1 protein-coding gene is annotated in these 229 nt (G+C 66.4%); it reads left to right on the plus strand.

All coding sequences use genetic code 11. From position 1 onward, the window contains the following. Window positions 1-229: LLM class flavin-dependent oxidoreductase (locus EOB49_RS36050; RefSeq protein WP_127383592.1), on the plus strand; the 229-nt coding region annotated here is incomplete at both ends.

Genomic DNA, 229 nt, shown 5'->3' on the forward strand with positions numbered 1-229 from the left:
GCTACAAGCGTTTCTGGCTGGCCGAGCATCACAACATGCCGGGTATCGCCAGCGCTGCAACCGCTGTCGTCATTGCCCATATCGCCGGCGGCACCAAGACCATTCGTGTCGGCGCCGGCGGCATCATGCTGCCCAACCATTCGCCGCTGGTGATTGCCGAGCAGTTCGGCACGTTGGCCGCCTTGCATCCGGGCCGCATCGATCTCGGCATCGGCCGGGCGCCCGGCAC

This window comes from Mesorhizobium sp. M7A.F.Ca.MR.148.00.0.0, from assembly GCF_003997735.1.
GTDB lineage: Bacteria > Pseudomonadota > Alphaproteobacteria > Rhizobiales > Rhizobiaceae > Mesorhizobium.